Source organism: Streptomyces sp. NPDC001843 (assembly GCF_042891955.1).
Taxonomy (GTDB): domain Bacteria; phylum Actinomycetota; class Actinomycetes; order Streptomycetales; family Streptomycetaceae; genus Streptomyces.
The window spans coordinates 552,825-569,145 of record NZ_JBIATQ010000001.1; the positions used below are offsets into that span (position 1 = coordinate 552,825).

Consider the following 16,321-nt stretch of genomic DNA (forward strand, 5'->3'; position numbering starts at 1 on the left):
GTTCGAACGATAGTGTTCCTACGATCAGGGGCCACCCCCCGCGACGCCTCTACCGACGACGAGACGACCTACGAAGGACCTGAAGTGAATATCCGCTCCCTCACTAGAGGCGACGGCGTGGTGATCGGTGCAGCGGTGTTGCTGTTCATCGCGTCGTTCTTCGACATCTATTCCGTCGACGGGCCCTCCGGCTCCTACGACATGCCGAACCTGTGGTCGAGCGGTCCGGTCCTGATGAGCGTCGTCCTCGCGGGCCTCATCGCCGCCGCGCTCATCGTCGTCGCCCGGCTGCTGCCGCAGCAGCGCAAGGTCGCCGGCTTTGAACCGGGCCAGTTCGGCGTCGCCTTCGCGGTCTTCGCCGCCTGGAGCGCCCTCGGCAACGTCTTCGACGCCACCGGTCCTCTCGACAACATCCGCGGCAACACCTCCGACGGCCCCAGCGCCGGTACGGGGTTGATCCTCGCCCTCGTCGCCACCCTCCTCCTCGCCGGCGCCGCCATCGCCACCCCCCTGGTCCCCGCCCTCCAAGCCGGCCTGGTCCCGGCCCCGAAGCCCGCGACCCCCCAGCCCTACGGCGCCCAGCCCCCCGGCGGCTACGGCTACCCGGGCGCGCAGCAGCAGCCGTACGGTGCTCAGCCACAGCCGGGTCAGCCCTTCGGGCAGCAGCCGGCGGCCCCGCAGCCGCAGGGGCAGGCCCAGCCGCAGCAGGACCAGCCGCAGGCGCAGCCGGCCGCGGACTTCTCGCCGTTCTGGTTCGCCGTGCCGGTGCCGCGTCCGCTGTTCGCGGAGGACGGTTCGCAGGCGCCGATCGCCGAGCTGGCGCCGGGCACCTGGTACCTGGCGGTCGAGCAGCGCGGCGCCCACCTGGTCGCGCAGACCCAGGACGGCCGGCGTGGCGTGCTGCAGGACACCTCCGGGATCCAGCGCGGCTGAGTCCACCGCGACCGTCGTGCACGGCCCCTCGCTCTTCCGGGCGGGGGGCCGTTGCCGTACAGTCACCCGCGGCATCTGACGCAGCGTCAGGAGGCGGGAATGCGGCTCGGTCTGGCACTCGGCTACTGGGGACGCGGTCCGAACGCCGACCACCTGTCCCTCGCCCAGGACGCCGAACGGCTCGGGTACCACTCCGTGTGGACGGCGGAGTCCTGGGGCTCGGACGTCTTCACGCCGCTGACCTGGATCGCCGCGCGGACCTCGAGGATCATGCTGGGCACGGCGGTCGCCCAGATGGCGGCCCGCTCGCCGACCACGACCGCGATGCACGCGCTGACGCTCGACCACCTCTCGGGCGGGCGGGTGATGCTGGGCCTCGGACTGTCCGGGCCGCAGGTCGTCGAGGGCTGGTACGGCAGGCCGTTCCCGAAGTCACCGCTGACCGCGACCCGGGAGTACGTGGACGTCGTACGACAGGTGCTGCGCCGTGAGGCACCGGTCGAACTGGCCGGACGCTTCCACGCCCACCCCTACCGGGGCCCGGACGCGACGGGGCTCGGCAAACCCCTCAAGCCCATCACCCACCCCCTGCGCCCGGACCTCCCCGTCCTCCTCGGCGCGGAGGGCCCGAAGAACGTCGCCCAGACGACCCGCATCGCGGACGGCTGGCTCCCGCTGTACTGGGCGCCGAGTCGGCCCGAGGTCTACGGCCCCTCACTGACCGACCTCCCGGAGGGCTTCCTCGTCGCCCCCATGGCCCAGGTCCGGGTCTGCGACGACGTGGCGGAGGGCCTGCTGCCGGTCAAGGTCATGCTCGGCTTCTACATCGGCGGCATGGGCCACGCGGCCCGTAACTTCCACGCCGACCTGATGGCGCGCATGGGGTACGAGGAGGAGGCCCGCCGCATCCAGCACCTGTTCCTCTCCGGGCGCCGCGAGGAAGCCGTACTCGCGGTCCCGGACGCCTTCGCCGACGAGATCTCCCTGGTCGGGCCGCGCGAACGCATCGCCGAACGCCTCGAGTCGTGGCGCAAGGGCCCGGTCACGGACCTGCTGGCGCTGTCACCGGACCCGCACACCCTGCGGGTGCTGGCGGAACTCAACTCCTAGGTCGCCGGCGTCCCTTCCGTCATCGTGCTGGATCCACCGCGACGGGCGGCCGGACGGATCGGCGGTTTCAACCGGTTTTCCGGGGCCAGACGGAGTGTATGTCTCGATATCGCAGTGGCTCCAACTCCGCTGGGACGGTCGTCGCGGTGGTCGCGGACATCATGGCCGTGATCCTCGGACTGTGGATCCTGATGTACCTGCTGGACGCGAACCGGGCCAATGACCTGGTCCAGTTCATCCACAACGCGGCCAACTGGCTGGCCGGCTGGTCGCGCGACCTGTTCACCTTCGACGAGGACTGGGCCCGAGTCGTCGCCGGCTACGGCCTGGCCGCGGTGGTCTACCTCTTCGTCGGCCACGCGGTCGCCAACCGCATCCACCGGCACTGACCTTACGGGGCACCGCCGGGCCCGCACCCCCGGCCCACAGGCCCCGGGCCGCGCACCCCGTGGGGCCGCGCCTGTGACGAGCTCGTCGGCACAGGCGCGGGACCGGGGCCGCGGCCTCAGGAACCGTCTCCCCGCGACGCCGTGATGAGGAGGTCGAGGTCCCCGCGTGCCGTGTACGTGCGGATCGGGTCGATGCAGTCGCGTTGTGCTTCCCGCAGGGCACTCCGGCTCGTCAACGGCTCGGACGCCGGCGTCGCCATGGGATGCCGGACATCGGTGACCTCGCCGTACAGGTCGGGCAACTCGTCGACGTTCCCGTCGGCGACCCCATGTCACGGGCGCTCCGAGGCCGCGTTCAGCAGAGCACGTCCGGCTTCCGTGAGCTCGTGCGTGGCCGTGCGACCGGACCGGCTGCTGTCGATCAACCCGGCGTCCCGCAGGATCGTCAGGTGTTCGCTGGCCGTCGCTGTGGTGACGCCCACCAGCCCGGCCACGACGGTGGTCTGGAGCGGTGTGGTGAGCGCGGCCAGGATTTTCGCCCGAGTCGCTCCCACGAGCCGGTCGAGCGATCTCGGAGTGGGAGTCGCCGTCCAGAGGTACCGCCCGGACGCCGGGTAGTAGATCGCCGGACTCCAGTGGTCGGAGGTGGTGCACTGCACCCGGTCGGTGATGAACAGCGACGGAATCAGAATGAGTCCCTCGGGGCAGTCGACGTCGATGTCGACGGCCGCCCCGACGGTGACGGTGTCGCCTTCGCACGCCGCGGAGTGGTGCAGGCGCGGAAGGACCGCCCGCAGCCCCTCGCGGTTGACCTGAATGGCCCGGTCCAGCATCTCCGCCCGTAACGCCTGCCGCATGGACGGCCACTCCGGTTCCACGGCTGCCTTCCAGAGGCGGCGCACCGCGTCGGCGGCCTCGGACCTGGCCCGGTCGGGATCGTCGGGCGGTCGGCGGCTCATCTCCGCCCCCCGCCCGATCGTGGCGTCGACCAGCTCGGCGTACACCTGCTCCGTCGGCGTGGCGAGAAGAGCGGCCATGCCCTCCGCGAACGTCGGCTCACTGGTCATCGGTGACGGGTCGAGGAAGTCGGGCCGGTACGCACCGTCGGCCATGAAGACCGTGAGCGCCCTCAGGTCCAGGCCCGAGAGACGGTGGCGGCGACGGCGCAGCCACTGGTGGAACACCGGGTGACGCTGCGGCTCGGTCAGGAGCTGGGCCAGGCTGACCACTTCGTGGAGTCGGCGACATCGCCCACCGCACGCTCGCGGCGCCGGCCCCCAGTCGGTAGCGGATCACCCCCGTATTGTTAGGCCACCGCCGAAGTGAGCGCGAGGGGTGCGGCCAGTGCCCGAGACTCGGGTCATGACTGAGACAGAGCCGATCGCCCGGTCCTCCAAGCAGCCCACGCGTGCCGGCACGACGCGAACGATCCGGCTCGGCGTCGGCGGATCGACCATCGAGGTCCTCGCCGGCCCGGCGGAGACCGGCGGCAGCGTGAGCATCTACCGGTGGCGTATGTCGCCCTCGAGTCGCGGACCCGTCCCGCATTTCCACACGACCTTCGGCGAGACCTTCGTCGTCGAAGACGGTGAAGTCGACTACTTCGACGGACGGTCCTGGCGGACACTGCTGCCCGGCGACACCGCCCATGCCGCGACGGGCGAGGTGCACGCGCTCCGGAAGGAGCGCGCCGAACCCGCCACCATCCTCATGGCGCTCTCGCCGGGCGTCCCCCGGGAGGAGTACTTCGCGGCGCTCGCCACCGTGGACGAGAGGGACCTCGGACGCCTCCACGAAGCCCACGACAACCACTTCGTCGACGACCAGGAACGGTGACGGCCGAGTACGGCGACGACACCGACGACGGCGGACACCCCCGGCCGCTCCACCCGGCCACCCGTAACGCGCTCGTACACCTGCAACCGAGAGGCAAACGAACCATGCTCAGCAATGTCGCGACCGTCCTCGCCGGGCTGATCGGCGCGGGCTGCGTCTTCATCGGTGTGCTCGCCTTCCTGGCGCCGCAGGCCGCGGCCGGTTTCGGCATCCCCGGCACACCCACCGAGGACCGCGGCTTCCGGGCATGGCTGACCGTCAAGGCCATGCGCGACCTGGGCTGCGGGCTGTTCGTCTTCGTGCTGATCGCCGGCGCGACAGCCCACCTGCTGGGCTGGTTCATGCTGGCCATGACCGTCATACCCGTCGGCGACATGGTGATCGTGCTGCGCAGCAAGGGCCCCAGAGCGACCGCCTACGGCGTCCACGGCGCCACCGCCGCGGTGATACTGGTCGTCAGCGTTCTCCTGCTCATCGCGTGAACCGTGTATGTGCAAGTGGTCCGGCGGCCGGCCGCTAGCCGCAGCAGTCCGGGTCCAGGCCGGACGGCAGGTGGTCGCCTCCGAACACCGCGCAGGTCGCCTCGTGGCCGCCGAGGGCGGCCACCGCGAGGAGCAGGGAGCCTGCCGTCCAACTGGTCAGTTCCCGGGGCCAGACGGCGTCGTCGTCGAAGACGTAACCCGTCCAGTAGAGGCCGGTCTCCGTGTCGCGCAGGTGCTGGATCGACTGGAGGATGTCCAGGGCGCGGTCGGACTCGCCCGTCGCCCACAGGGCCAGGGCGAGTTCGGCGGACTCGCCGCCCGTCACCCAGGCGTTGGGGACGACGCAGCGGACACCGAGGCCGGGGACGACGAAGCGGTCCCAGTCGGCCTCGATGCGCTCCTTGGCCTCCGCGCCGGTGAGGGCGCCGCCGAGGACCGGGTAGTACCAGTCCATCGAGTAGCGGTCCTTGTTCAGGAACCGCTCCGGGTGGCGGCGGATCGCGTGACGCAGTGCGCCGACCGCCAACTCCCAGTCGGGCTGCGGCTCTTCACGCTGCTCGGCGATCGCGAGGGCGCAGCGCAGGGCGTGGTGGATGGAGGAGCTGCCGGTCAGCAGCGCGTCCGCCGTGCCGGTGCCGTCGTCGTCGCGCCGCCAGCCGATCTGCCCGCCGGGCTGCTGGCAGCGCAGCACCCATTCCATCGCCGCGTACACGCAGGGCCACATGCGGTCCAGGAACGTGTCGTCGCCGGTGGAGAGGTAGTGGTGCCAGACGCCGACGGCTATGTAGGCGACGAAGTTCGTCTCGCGGGCGCGGTCCGTGACGTCGTCGTGCGCCCCGTCCGCGTAGGCCGCGTACCAGGAGCCGTCCTCGTTCTGGTGCCGTGCCAGCCAGGTGTACGCCTGCTCGGCGGCCTCGTGTTCGCCTGCCGCGTCGAGGGCCATGGCCGCCTCGGTGTGGTCCCACGGGTCGAGGTGGTGTCCCCGGAACCACGGGATCGCGCCGTCCTCCCGCTGCACGGCGAGGATGCCGCGTACCGTCTCGGCAGCCTGCTCGGCGGTGAGGACCCCGGGCAGGACCAGGTGTTCTGTCCGGGGGGTCGTCACTTGGCGGCCGCCTCGGGGGTCTCGGAGGTCTCGGGGAGCCGGGGCAGGTGCGGCTTGGTCGCGTAGGCCACGAAGCTCTTGCCGATCAGCGGGTTGAGTGCCTGCTCGGCGATCCGGGTGGCCAGCGGCTTCTTCATGATGTCCCAGACCAGCAGCTGGTGGTACGCCCGCACGGGCAGCGCCTTGTCGTTGTCGACGCCGAACGCGCACTTCAGCCACCAGTAAGGGGAGTGCAGGGCGTGCGCGTGGTGCGTGCCGTAGGGCTCGAGGCCGGCCTCGCGGATCTTCCCCAGCAGCTCGTCCGCCTTGTAGATGCGTATGTGGCCGCCCTCGACCTCGTGGTAGGCGTCGGACAGCGTCCAGCAGACCTTCTCGGGGCCGTAGCGCGGCACGGTGATGGCGATGCGGCCGCCGGGCTTCAACACCCGGACCATTTCCGCGAGTACACCCTTGTCGTCCGGGATGTGCTCCATCACCTCGGAGATGATGACGACGTCGAAGGACTCGTCGGGGAAGGGCAGCGCGAGGGCGTCGCCCTCCATCGCCGTGGCGGTCGCCCCGGCCGGTGCCTCACCGGCCTCCTTCATCGCCGCGAACCACTTGGCGACCTCGCGGATCTCCTCGGCGTTCTGGTCGAGGGCCACGACCTGGGCGCCGCGCCGGTAGCACTCGAAGGCGTGCCGGCCCGCCCCGCAGCCGAGGTCCAGGACTCGGTCGCCCGGGGCGAGCGGGAACCGGGAGAAGTCGACGGTCAGCACGTGGCCCTGCTTTCGCGGTCGGAGGCGGGTGGTTCTTCGAGTACGGCTGTGCCGGCGGCCGTCCCTGCGGCCGGTGGGCGCGCGGGACCGCTTCCCGGCCCGCCGGAGCGGGCGATGGCCTCCCGGTACCGGGCCACCGTGCCTTCGGCGGCCCGCGCCCATGTGAAGTGCCGCAACACCCGCTCGCGCCCGGCCGCGCCCAGCCGCGCCCGCAGTTCCGCGTCGCCCAGCAGCCGGCCCAGCCCGGCGGCCAGCGCACCCGCGTCACCGGGCGGCACCGCCAGGCAGGTCTCCCCGTCTCGGCCGGCGACCTCGGGGATCGCGCCGCCGGTGGTGGCGACCAGCGGGGTGCCGGTGGCCATGGCCTCGGCGGCCGGCAGGGAGAAGCCCTCGTACAGCGACGGCACGCAGGCGACCTCGGCCGAGCGGACCAGGTCGACCAGTTCGGCGTCGGTGATGCCCTTCACGAACTCGACGGCGCCTTCGAGGCCGTAGCGTTCGATGGCCTGGGCGACGGGTCCGTCCTCGGCGCGCTTGCCGACGACGACGAGGTGGGCGTCGGGGTGCTCGGTGCGTACCTTGGCGAGCGCCTCGACGAGGAAGACCAGACCCTTGAGCGGCACGTCGGCGCTGGAGGTGGTGACGATCCGGCCCGGCACGACGGGCACCGCCGGATTAGGCGAGAAGAGGTCGGTGTCGGCGCCGATGTGGACGACGTGGATGCGGTCGTCGCGAACGCCGAGGTGGTCGACGATCTCCTGGCGGGAGGTGCCGGAGACGGTGAGCACGGAGGGCAGTCGGCGGGCGACGCGCTTCTGCATGCGGGTGAAGGCGTACCAGCGGCGGACCGAGTAGCGGCGCCGCCGGCCTTCGGCGGCGTCCAGCTCCAACCGGCGGTCCACCGTGATGGGGTGGTGGATGGTGGTGACCAGGGGAGCGCCGATGTCGCCCAGCAGGCCGTAGCCGAGGGTCTGGTTGTCGTGCACGACGTCGAACTGGCCTCGCCGGGCGCGCAGATGGCGGCGGGCGCGCAGCGAGAAGGTGAGGGGCTCGGGAAACCCGCCGGTCCACATGGTGGCGACCTCGAGCGCGTCGATCCAGTCCCGGTACTCGTCGCGCTTCGGGGTGCGGAAGGGGTCGGGCTGGCGGTACAGGTCGAGGCTCGGCAGTTCCGTCAGGCTCAGGCCCTCGTACCCCTCGTCGAGCACGGGGTACGGCTGGGAGCCGATGACCTCCACCCGGTGGCCGAGGCGGGCCAGCTCGCGGGAGAGGTGCCGTACGTAGACGCCCTGGCCGCCGCAGAACGGGTTCCCTTTATAGGTGAGGAGACCTATGTGGAGCGGTCGCTCGCCGTCGGCTGCGGGGTCCTGCCGGACGCCCGCCTCCCTGGCCTCAGCGGTCACTCTGAGCCCCCTTCTCCCTGCACGGTCCCGCGAGACTACGCCGGGACGCTAATCTAGAACAAGTTTCAGACTTGATCGTTCAAGAGGCTCCGAATCTACCGGCAGGTAGGGATGCTGTGAGCACTGGATCAGGTGATTCGCGCCACGGCCGGGCCCCTGCCATGCTAGGTGATCACTCGCCCTCAACGGCTGCCTCACCGACTGTCACGGAACGGGACCGATGCCTGCGCACGCCAAGGTGGAATCCAGTACCGCGCACCCCGCCTCCGCACCCCTGACGGAGCGGCAGGAGGCCCGGCGCCGCCGGATACTGCGCGCCAGCGCGCAGCTGGCCAGCCGGGGCGGTTTCGACGCGGTGCAGATGCGGGAGGTCGCCGAGTCCTCGCAGGTGGCGCTCGGCACGCTGTACCGCTACTTCCCGTCGAAGGTGCATCTGCTGGTCGCCACGATGCAGGACCAGCTGGATCACATGCACGGCACGCTGCGGAAGAAGCCCCCGGCGGGCGACACGGCGGCCGAGCGGGTGGCGGAGACCCTGATGCGGGCCTTCCGCGCCCTCCAGCGGGAGCCGCACCTGGCCGACGCGATGGTCCGTGCGCTGACCTTCGCCGACCGCAGCGTCTCGCCCGAGGTCGACCAGGTCTCCCGGCAGACCACCGCGATCATCCTGGACGCGATGGGCCTGGAGAACCCCACCCCCGAGCAGCTCTCCGCCGTCCGCGTGATCGAGCACACCTGGCACTCGGCCCTGATCACCTGGCTGTCGGGCCGCGCCTCCATCGCCCAGGTGAAGATCGACATCGAGACGGTGTGCCGCCTCATCGACCTCACGGATCCGGCACAGCATGGCATGTCCCGGGACTGAGGCGGGACGGCGGAAACCGGGACATCAGACGCCGGGGCAGCAGAAACCTACGAGACGGGTTCCCTTCCGGCATTACCCGGCAGGTACTGGGGGTCGCCTCCCGGCCCGACTGCTGCCGTTCGGCCTCTCAGCCGACCGTCGCTGTCGGCCCCGGCGGATGTCGACCGCTGATCGACGTCGCGCCAAAGTCGGCTACTCCGGTCGAGCTCCCTCACTCGCCCCGTAGGCTGATTTCAGGATAAAACGCCCACACCAGGATGGAACCCCCCTGAGGGTGATTTTTTTGACGCGTTACGGCTGGCCCTCGGCGTCCTGAGCGACCGCCGCCAGCCCGCTCCAGCTCCGGCCGGTCTCCGCCTCCCCGGCCCACCGCTCCAGCAGGCGCCGCGCCTCCTCCTCGGGGGCGGCCAGGGAGACCGTCTGGGCGCCCGCATGGACGCTGCGCTCCTGCTCGTGGGTGCCCTCGCTGCAGCACGTGCACAGCAGTTCCATGCTGCTCGCGGGCTCGGCACCGTAGCCCTGCTCGGCGAAGAGGTCGATCAACGCCTCCAGGTCGGCCGCGTCGCCGGCGTGCACCGTCACCTCCAGCGTCGGCAGGTCGGACGCCTCGAAGAGCAGCAGTTCGTCGAAGACCGGGTACTCCCTGCCGTCGACGACCCGCCGGCCCTTGGGCTCGCCGTCGTGCACGACGATCTCCCCGTACCGGCGCCCGCCACTGGCGGGCACGTTCACCACCCGCCCGCGCGTGGGGCACAGCCGGTCGATCCACACGACCTCCCGCTCACCGCCCGTGTCGAGCCGCACACAGGCGGGCCCGAACCGGGCCTGGATCTCACCGTCCCCCTCCGGGAGTTCGATGCCGAAGCCGGCCCAGGCCTCCCGGGCGGTGGCCCAGTCGCGCTGGATGGTGGCGGCGATGCCGAGGTTCCAGTACGCCGGGTCGCCCTCGCCACGCGGGGCGCGGGCGGCGGCCTCACGGCCCAGTTCGTACGCCTTGGCCCAGTTGCGCAGGAACTTGTGGGCGAGCGCGGCGTCGTACCACCACACCGCGCTCTCTTCCTCGTCCGCGTAATGCGCCAGCACCTGTTCGAAGAGACCGGCGGCGGTCAGCCACTCCTCCGCGTCCCAGGCGTTGTACGCCTGCTTGATCAGCTCTCCGGCCTCGGACTTCCGCACGCTTCCCACCCTGGTCGTTCAACCGCTACATCAGGAGCGTATCCCCCGGCCACCGACAGGCGACAGCAGCGCCGGCGGCCCTACTCCTCCGGCGGGTACACCGCCTCTCCGCTGCCCACGAGGGTGATCGCGATGGCCTCCACGGGGCAGTTCTCCGCCGCCGCCAGCACCTTCTCGTTCGCGTCGGTGTCCGCCTCGGCGGGGTGGGACTGGCGGGCGGTGTCCAGGCGGAAGCCGCCGGGGGCGTGGTGGACGCACTGGGCGGAGCCGATGCAGACGGAGCGGTCGACCTCGATGTGCCAGCGGTCGCCCATGACGTTCTACGCCTCCCAGCCGGCCGGCAGGTGGATCATCTTGTGTTCCAGGAACTCGCCGTACCCTTCGGGGCCGAACTCCCGCCCGAGACCGGAGTTCTTGTAGCCGCCGAACGGGCCGAGCATGTCGAGGCTGAAGGTGTTGACCGAGTAGGTGCCGGTACGGACCTGCCGGGCGACCTCGATGCCGTGCTCCACGTCGCCGGTCCACACGCTGCCGCTGAGCCCGTAGTCCGAGTCGTTCGCGATCTTCAGGGCCTCGGACTCGTCGCCGTACGGCAGGAGGCAGATCACCGGGCCGAAGATCTCCTCGCGGGCGATGCGCATGGAGTTGTCGACGTCGCCGAAGAGGGTGGGCTCGACGTACCAGCCGCGCTCCAGGCCTGCCGGGCGCCCGCCGCCGGTGAGGATCTTGGCGCCCTCCTCCTGACCGATGCGGATGTAGTCGAGGTTCCTGCGCTGCTGGCGTTCGGCCACCAGCGGACCCACCTGCGTCGCCGGGTCCAGCGGGTCGCCGACCGTGAGCGCGCTCGCCGCCTGCGTGAAGGCGTCGGCGAATTCGTCGTAGCGCGAGCGGGGCACGAGGATGCGGGTCTGCGCGACACAGGCCTGGCCGTTGTTCATCCAGGCCGCCGAGGCGATCCCGGGCACCGCCGTCGCGATGTCCGCGTCGGGCAGCACGACCGCCGCCGACTTGCCGCCCAGCTCCAGCGTCACCCGGGTGAGGTTGCGCGCGGCGACCTCCATCACCCGCTTGCCGGCGGCGACCGACCCCGTGAAGGAGACCTTGTCGATCCCGGGGTGCCCGACCAGGTACTCGCTGACCTCGCGGTCGGCCGGGAGGATGGACAGCACACCGTCCGGCAGCCCGGCCTCCTTGGCGATCTCGCCGAGGATGTAGGCGTCCAGGGGCGACTCGGGGGACGGCTTGAGCACCACCGTGCAGCCGGCGAGCAGGGCGGGCGCGAGCTTGGCGGCGGCGACGAACTGCGGGACGTTCCAGGGGACGACGGCCGCGACGACCCCGACCGGCTCCCGGCGCACCAGGATCTTCCCGAGCACCCCGTCACGGGTCTCCTCGTACGTGAAGTCCCGCGCGACCCTGATCGCCGCGTCCCACACCATCATCGCGCCGAGGGCCTGGGCGAGCACGCTCCAGGAGTACGGGGAGCCGTTCTCGGAGGAGATCACCCGGGCGATCTCCTCGTGGCGGGCGGCGATCGCGTCCTTGATGCGGGTGACGACCTCGATCCGCTCCTGGAGCGTCGCCCGCGGCCAGGGCCCCTCGTCGAACGCACGGCGCGCCACGGCGACGGCCCGGTCCACGTCCTCACGCGAGGCGTGCGGCACGCGCCCGATGACCTCCTCGGTGTGCGGGGAGACGACCTCGATGACGTCCTTGCCGAGGGGATCGGTCAACTCCCCGCCGATGAACAGCTGTCCGTGTTCCACGAGCTCGGTCATGGCCGACTGCCTCCCGCCGCAGCAAATCTGACGCTGTTTCAGGAACAGATATCAGTTCCGGTCAAAGTAGTCCACGGACAGCGCGAGAATGCCCCTGACCAGTGGTTTCCTGATGATCAGAAGCGGGTGCGGAACGTGCGGGCCGCCCTCCCGCCGTCGCATCGCCGACTGACGTCCGGGCCGGCGACCGCCGAAGCGTCGGAACCGGTGACACCGGCCATGGGGCCGTTCTCGTAGAGTGGGGCGCCGGCACCAGACGGGGGTGGAACGTGGCCGATGCGGTTCAGAAGGCCGATGAGGCGGGTGCCCCTGCTCGCAACACGGCTGCGCGAATCAGCGTCTGGGCTGCCTTCCTGGGCATCTGCCTGATCGTGGGCATCTTCGCGACACCGATGTTCTGGCTGCTGTACGGCGGGTTTTACACGTTCCTCCTGTTCATGTCCGGTGTCGTCGCGATCCCCGCCGGCCACCTCGGTCGCCGCCGGGGCAAGCGCCTCGGCGGTCGCGACAGAGGCGTGGCACTGCTCGCCATCGTGACCGGCTGGATCCTGATCCTTCTGAGTTTCCTGCTGGTTCTGGCTTACGCGGGACTTCTGGCAGGGCTGGCATTTCTCACCGACTCCGCGTGAGGGCTCGTGACAAGTCACAGGCCTCAGTGGTGACTACCAGGTCACATCAACGCAGATCAGCCCAACGCCCCGCACCGACGGTCGACTTGGGCATCCACTGAAACCAGTTCTAGTTAAAGTAGTCCACGGTAAGGACGAGAACGCCCCTGACCAGCGGTTTCCCGATGATCAGGGGCGGGTGCGGAAGGCGTGGGCCGTCAGGGGGCCGTCGGGGCCTTGTGGGCCGTCCGGTACATCTCGTCGACGGCCTTCCGCGTACGCGTCTCGCTGCTCGGCATGAGGTGGGTGTAGGTGCGGAGCGTGAACCCGGCGTCGGCATGGCCGAGGTAGGCACTCAGGGCCTTGATGCTCTCCCCGGAGTCGAGGAGCACCGACGCGTAGAAGTGCCGTAGGGCGTGCATGCCGTCTTCGCGGGCTTCCTTGTAGCGCTCCCCCGGCCCGGGCTTGGGGATCACTCCGGCCGCGGCGAGCGCAGGCTTCCAGGCGTGCACGTTGAACGCGTTGCGCCAGACCGCCCCACCGTCAACACCGGTGAAGTACAAGAGCCTGGTCACCGGCTCTCCGTCGGGACGCATCCAGGGCAGCGTGACTTCGGCCGGCGGAAAGGCCGTCATGTGCTCGGCGAGCGCGAAGGCGACCGAGTCCGGCAGCGGCACGTCACGGAGCTTGCCGTTCTTCGGCGGAGCGAAGACCAGCTTCCGTTCCACGACCTTGACCTGCTGGGTGACGTGCAGGACGCCGGACAGCGGGTCCACCTCGTCGACGACCAAACCGAAGATCTCTCCTTGCCGAAGTCCGCATCCGGCCCCGACGTCGACCATGGCCCGGAACCGGCCAGGCAGCCCCCGCCGCACGGAGAACACGCGCTCTGCGGACCACGGAGCGACACGACCAGGGGCGGGCTTCGGGCGCCGTACCGAACGCACTCCACAGGGGTTGCGCGCAAGGCGGCCGTCATCAACTGCAGCAGCGAGCACCGCCGACACGTTTCCGAAGATGACGCGACGGGATGATCCAGCGCTCCCTGTCTCCTCCAGCTTGCGTATCCAGGATCGGATGTCGGACGGCTGGAGCGAGGAAAGAGGACGGCTTCCGAGGTATGGAAAGGCATGAAGCCGAAGGCGGCGCTCTGTATTCTCACGAGTCGTCGGGTCGGTTGTCTGACCGGCCAGCCACTCGGTGGCGTACTGCTGAAAGGTGACCTTCCCGGCTTCCGGGTCGACGTACTGGCCACGCGACATGTCCGCCTCGATGCGAGCGAGCCACTGGTCAGCGAGCCGCTTCTTGCCATCGGGGAAGCTCTTGGACTTCTCGGTCCCGTCGGGGCCGATGTATCGGGCGCGGTAGCGCATGCCGGTGCCGTGGCGGTCTGTCTTGACCTTGCGGGTCTTCCCCTCCGGGGTGGCCTCGGTCTTGTACCAGCGGTCTTGGATGTGCCCAGCCACTACGCGGCCCCTTCCATGAGGGAGCCGACCCAGGCGCGCACGTCGTTGGGGTCGTAGCGCAGATGCCGGCCGACTCGGAAGCCGCGGGGGCCGGTGCGCTTCCGGCGCCACTGGTACAGCGTCTCGACCGGGACGGCGAGCAGCTCGGCGACGTCGGCCGGGGTCAGGTACCGCTCGGGAAGCGTGCGGACGGTCATGCGGCGGCTCCTTCCAGGGCCAGGTCTTGCAGGGCTTCGCGAGCTGCTTCGCGGTTGAGCTGGAGGTCGCGGGCGATGGTGGCGGCGAGGACGGATTCGCCGGGGGTGTGGCCGTGGCCTGCGTACTGCCAGTCGGCGAGGACCAGGACGGTGTCCGGCTCCTGGTCCTCGAGGCCGAGGGCGGCGTTTTCCTGGGCGGCGCGGAAGTCGGCGCGGGCCTGGCGGAGGGCACCGAGGGTGGTGGAGTAGCGGCGGGACTTGGAGGAGAAGTGGCCGCGGAAGCCGAGCATGTGCGCCCAGGCCCACAGGCGCCGGTCAGGGTAGAGCGGATCGAGGAGTTTGCAGGCTTCGATGAGTCGGCGGGTGTGGTCGGGGACGCCGTGGCGGTCGAGTTCGGACAGCTCACCGATGCGGCGGTCGAGGGTGCCGGTGTTCTCGGCGGCTTTGGTGGCGTACTTGGCGACGTAGGAGGCGACGGCCTGTTCGGTGATGTCGGAGCCGTCCCCGAAGGCCTTGACCGGCCGGACGTCGAGCTGTCGGCCCCAGCGGAAGGTCCGGGCCGGTTGGTCGGCGGCGGCCGGGACGGAGACCGAGGTGTAGGAGTGCGCAGCGGCGGCCCGGATCGCGTCGGAGAGGAGGTCGACCGTGGCCCAGGTCGGCGGAGGGGTGCCGGGGCCGTCCGGTCCGTCGATGCGGATCACGGCATGGAAGTGCAGGGCCCCGCGCTTCTGGAACTCCGCGACTTTGCCGTAGGAGAGCCGGGCGGCTTCCTTCAGCTCCCGCTGAGAGAGGCCGGCGCGGGCGGCGACCTCCCGGCGGAGCCGGTTGGTGAAGCGCTGCCAGAGCTGTCCGGCGTGGTTGTTGAACAGCACCGCGCCCGCGTAGTCGTACGTCGCTGAGTCCAGGGCGGTGCCGAGGACGGGGTCATCGGCGGGGTGGTCTGTGCCGCAGCGGCAGACGCCACGGTCGGGGCGGTTGTGGACCGGGCCGAAGGAAGGGGCGGTGAGGGTGGCGAAGACGCGGGGGTGATTCCGGACGGTGGCGGGGATGTCGCGGCGGTCATCTCCGGCCAGGCCTGCGCGGATGAGGTGGTAGGTGTCGCCCGCGTACGTCCAGGCGCAGGAGGGGCAGCGGGAGGCGCGGCGGTTGCCGCAGGCGAGGCGGAGGCGTCCGCCGGGCTCGTTCTCGGTGGTGTAGTGGTGCAGGGTCTCGCCGGTGGTCTTGTCCTTGTGGAGGGTCCAGCCGGTCAGGTGGATGGGATCGGCACAGCCGCCGGTGCGGCGGATCTGGTCTTCCCAGCGGGAGTAGTCATCGGCCGAAGCCACCCTCAGCAGGTCGCCGAGGGTGGTCGGGTCGAGCAGCTGCTCAGACACGGGCACCCTCCCGGGTACGGCGGGTGGGAGCGGTGCCGGTGCCGTTGCAGGCCGGGCAGTGGGCGGTGATGGTCCGCAGGTGACCGTGTCGGTCCCGGCCGCCGAGGGTGATGGCGGCAGAGGCGAAGCCGTCGCAGGCCGGGCAGATTCGCGGCGGGGGCGGGGTGCGGTGGGTCATGATGGTGGTTCCTTTCGATTGCGGTTGGGAGGAACGGCCCTGGGTGGCGGCGTGCTTGGCGGCTTGTGCGCCACCCAGTGGTCGGTCGTGGGAGCCCCGGCGGCCACGGCCCTTGGCGCGGTACATGGCCGCGTCGGCGGCGGCGAGGGCGTCGGTGAGGGCGGGCACCGGGAGATCGGCGATGGGGCAGGTACCGACCGAGGCAGCCAGCGGCAGTGACTTCCCGTCGTAGTGCAGCGGCTGGTGCAGTGCGGTGGTGAGCGCGGCAAGATCAGCGGCGGTCAGGTCGCAGACGATGGCGACGAACTCGTCGCCGCCCAGGCGGCCAGCAGTTCCGTTGCCCTTGCACCAGGCGCTCAGCCGTTCGGCGGTCTTCACGAGCGCGGCGTCTCCGGCAGCGTGGCCGTGGGTGTCGTTCAGGGTCTTGAAGTGGTCGAGGTCGATCAGGAGCACGGTCGCGTGCGGGTGCCGGCGGATGAGGTGTTCGGCGCGGGCGGTCCATCCGGCACGGGTTTGCAGACCGGTGAGCGGGTCGCGGCGGGCGTAGGCGAGGCGGCGGGTGAGGACGCCTCCGTGTACGGCCCAGCCGAGTAACGGCACGATGCTTGCTGCTATCTGCAGGTCCATGACGTTCTCCTTGGCGGTGGCGGTTAGGTGGCCTGAG

Annotated in this window: 19 protein-coding genes; 7 read left to right on the plus strand and 12 right to left on the minus strand. The window is 70.7% G+C overall.

Annotated elements, in window-relative coordinates; genetic code table 11:
• The first annotated feature begins 84 nt into the window (after positions 1 to 84).
• The 3 genes from ACFYZQ_RS02570 to ACFYZQ_RS02580 all read left to right on the plus strand — a co-directional run bounded on the left by ACFYZQ_RS02570 (position 85) and on the right by ACFYZQ_RS02580 (position 2,432).
• Positions 85 to 933: a DUF5336 domain-containing protein gene (locus ACFYZQ_RS02570; RefSeq protein WP_389140808.1), complete on the plus strand. Its 849-nt coding sequence runs from the start codon at positions 85 to 87 to the stop codon at positions 931 to 933.
• A 99-nt stretch (positions 934 to 1,032) separates the two neighbouring features.
• Complete coding sequence (locus ACFYZQ_RS02575; RefSeq protein ID WP_389140810.1) at positions 1,033 to 2,043, plus strand: LLM class F420-dependent oxidoreductase; 1,011 nt, start codon at positions 1,033 to 1,035, stop codon at positions 2,041 to 2,043.
• 98 nt (positions 2,044 to 2,141) lie between these two features.
• Positions 2,142 to 2,432, plus strand: a complete 291-nt coding sequence (locus tag ACFYZQ_RS02580; RefSeq protein WP_389140812.1) for a hypothetical protein — start codon at positions 2,142 to 2,144, stop codon at positions 2,430 to 2,432.
• 116 nt (positions 2,433 to 2,548) lie between these two features.
• Here ACFYZQ_RS02580 and ACFYZQ_RS02585 read toward each other — a convergent pair whose 3' ends face one another.
• A complete protein-coding gene (locus tag ACFYZQ_RS02585) occupies positions 2,549 to 2,734 on the minus strand; it encodes a hypothetical protein (protein ID WP_389140814.1) in 186 nt (61 codons plus the stop codon).
• A 30-nt stretch (positions 2,735 to 2,764) separates the two neighbouring features.
• Positions 2,765 to 3,661, minus strand: coding sequence for an ArsR family transcriptional regulator (locus tag ACFYZQ_RS02590; RefSeq protein WP_389140816.1), 897 nt, complete (start codon positions 3,659 to 3,661; stop codon positions 2,765 to 2,767).
• Between the two features lie 133 nt (positions 3,662 to 3,794).
• On the opposite strand from ACFYZQ_RS02590, the gene ACFYZQ_RS02595 reads away from it, so the two are divergent.
• Together ACFYZQ_RS02595 and ACFYZQ_RS02600 are read left to right on the plus strand one after the other, a co-directional pair.
• Positions 3,795 to 4,268 (plus strand): cupin domain-containing protein, encoded by a 474-nt coding sequence (locus ACFYZQ_RS02595; RefSeq protein WP_389140818.1) that lies wholly within the window; start codon positions 3,795 to 3,797, stop codon positions 4,266 to 4,268.
• Between the two features lie 104 nt (positions 4,269 to 4,372).
• A complete protein-coding gene (locus tag ACFYZQ_RS02600) occupies positions 4,373 to 4,750 on the plus strand; it encodes a DUF4267 domain-containing protein (protein WP_389140820.1) in 378 nt (125 codons plus the stop codon).
• A gap of 34 nt (positions 4,751 to 4,784) precedes the next feature.
• Here ACFYZQ_RS02600 and ACFYZQ_RS02605 read toward each other — a convergent pair whose 3' ends face one another.
• The 3 genes from ACFYZQ_RS02605 to ACFYZQ_RS02615 are packed head-to-tail and all read right to left on the minus strand — an operon-like array spanning position 4,785 to position 8,016.
• Positions 4,785 to 5,855 (minus strand): prenyltransferase/squalene oxidase repeat-containing protein, encoded by a 1,071-nt coding sequence (locus tag ACFYZQ_RS02605; protein ID WP_389140822.1) that lies wholly within the window; start codon positions 5,853 to 5,855, stop codon positions 4,785 to 4,787.
• Positions 5,852 to 6,613 (minus strand): class I SAM-dependent methyltransferase, encoded by a 762-nt coding sequence (locus ACFYZQ_RS02610; protein ID WP_389140824.1) that lies wholly within the window; start codon positions 6,611 to 6,613, stop codon positions 5,852 to 5,854. The genes ACFYZQ_RS02605 and ACFYZQ_RS02610 overlap by 4 nt, the downstream gene beginning before the upstream one ends.
• On the minus strand, positions 6,607 to 8,016 hold the full coding sequence (locus tag ACFYZQ_RS02615) for a glycosyltransferase family 4 protein (RefSeq protein ID WP_389140826.1): 1,410 nt from the start codon (positions 8,014 to 8,016) through the stop codon (positions 6,607 to 6,609). The genes ACFYZQ_RS02610 and ACFYZQ_RS02615 overlap by 7 nt, the downstream gene beginning before the upstream one ends.
• Positions 8,017 to 8,236: 220 nt before the next feature.
• Here ACFYZQ_RS02615 and ACFYZQ_RS02620 point away from each other — a divergent pair, with 220 nt between their 5' ends.
• Positions 8,237 to 8,881 carry a TetR family transcriptional regulator gene (locus tag ACFYZQ_RS02620; RefSeq protein WP_389140828.1) on the plus strand — a complete coding sequence of 215 codons (645 nt, stop codon included), beginning with the start codon at positions 8,237 to 8,239 and terminating at the stop codon, positions 8,879 to 8,881.
• A gap of 291 nt (positions 8,882 to 9,172) precedes the next feature.
• Here the strand turns inward: ACFYZQ_RS02620 and ACFYZQ_RS02625 are convergent, their stop codons facing one another.
• The 3 genes from ACFYZQ_RS02625 to ACFYZQ_RS02635 all read right to left on the minus strand — a co-directional run bounded on the left by ACFYZQ_RS02625 (position 9,173) and on the right by ACFYZQ_RS02635 (position 11,835).
• Entirely contained in the window at positions 9,173 to 10,057 is an 885-nt protein-coding gene (locus ACFYZQ_RS02625; RefSeq protein WP_389140830.1) for a tol-pal system YbgF family protein, read from the minus strand.
• 80 nt (positions 10,058 to 10,137) lie between these two features.
• Positions 10,138 to 10,371, minus strand: coding sequence for a ferredoxin (locus ACFYZQ_RS02630; RefSeq protein ID WP_388787908.1), 234 nt, complete (start codon positions 10,369 to 10,371; stop codon positions 10,138 to 10,140).
• Between the two features lie 6 nt (positions 10,372 to 10,377).
• Positions 10,378 to 11,835 carry an aldehyde dehydrogenase gene (locus tag ACFYZQ_RS02635; protein WP_389140832.1) on the minus strand — a complete coding sequence of 486 codons (1,458 nt, stop codon included), beginning with the start codon at positions 11,833 to 11,835 and terminating at the stop codon, positions 10,378 to 10,380.
• Positions 11,836 to 12,104: 269 nt separating this feature from the next.
• On the opposite strand from ACFYZQ_RS02635, the gene ACFYZQ_RS02640 reads away from it, so the two are divergent.
• Complete coding sequence (locus ACFYZQ_RS02640) at positions 12,105 to 12,464, plus strand: DUF4190 domain-containing protein (protein WP_389140834.1); 360 nt, start codon at positions 12,105 to 12,107, stop codon at positions 12,462 to 12,464.
• Between the two features lie 197 nt (positions 12,465 to 12,661).
• On the opposite strand, the gene ACFYZQ_RS02645 is transcribed toward ACFYZQ_RS02640, so the two are convergent.
• The 4 genes from ACFYZQ_RS02645 to ACFYZQ_RS02660 are packed head-to-tail and all read right to left on the minus strand — an operon-like array spanning position 12,662 to position 16,284.
• Positions 12,662 to 13,909: a tyrosine-type recombinase/integrase gene (locus tag ACFYZQ_RS02645; RefSeq protein ID WP_389140836.1), complete on the minus strand. Its 1,248-nt coding sequence runs from the start codon at positions 13,907 to 13,909 to the stop codon at positions 12,662 to 12,664.
• Positions 13,909 to 14,106, minus strand: a complete 198-nt coding sequence (locus ACFYZQ_RS02650; RefSeq protein ID WP_389140838.1) for a helix-turn-helix transcriptional regulator — start codon at positions 14,104 to 14,106, stop codon at positions 13,909 to 13,911. The genes ACFYZQ_RS02645 and ACFYZQ_RS02650 overlap by 1 nt, the downstream gene beginning before the upstream one ends.
• Positions 14,103 to 15,479, minus strand: coding sequence for a replication initiator protein RepSA (gene repSA / locus ACFYZQ_RS02655; RefSeq protein WP_389140840.1), 1,377 nt, complete (start codon positions 15,477 to 15,479; stop codon positions 14,103 to 14,105). Before repSA ends, ACFYZQ_RS02650 begins: the two co-directional genes overlap by 4 nt.
• Positions 15,472 to 16,284 carry a GGDEF domain-containing protein gene (locus tag ACFYZQ_RS02660; RefSeq protein ID WP_389140842.1) on the minus strand — a complete coding sequence of 271 codons (813 nt, stop codon included), beginning with the start codon at positions 16,282 to 16,284 and terminating at the stop codon, positions 15,472 to 15,474. The genes repSA and ACFYZQ_RS02660 overlap by 8 nt, the downstream gene beginning before the upstream one ends.
• Positions 16,285 to 16,321: the final 37 nt, after the last annotated feature.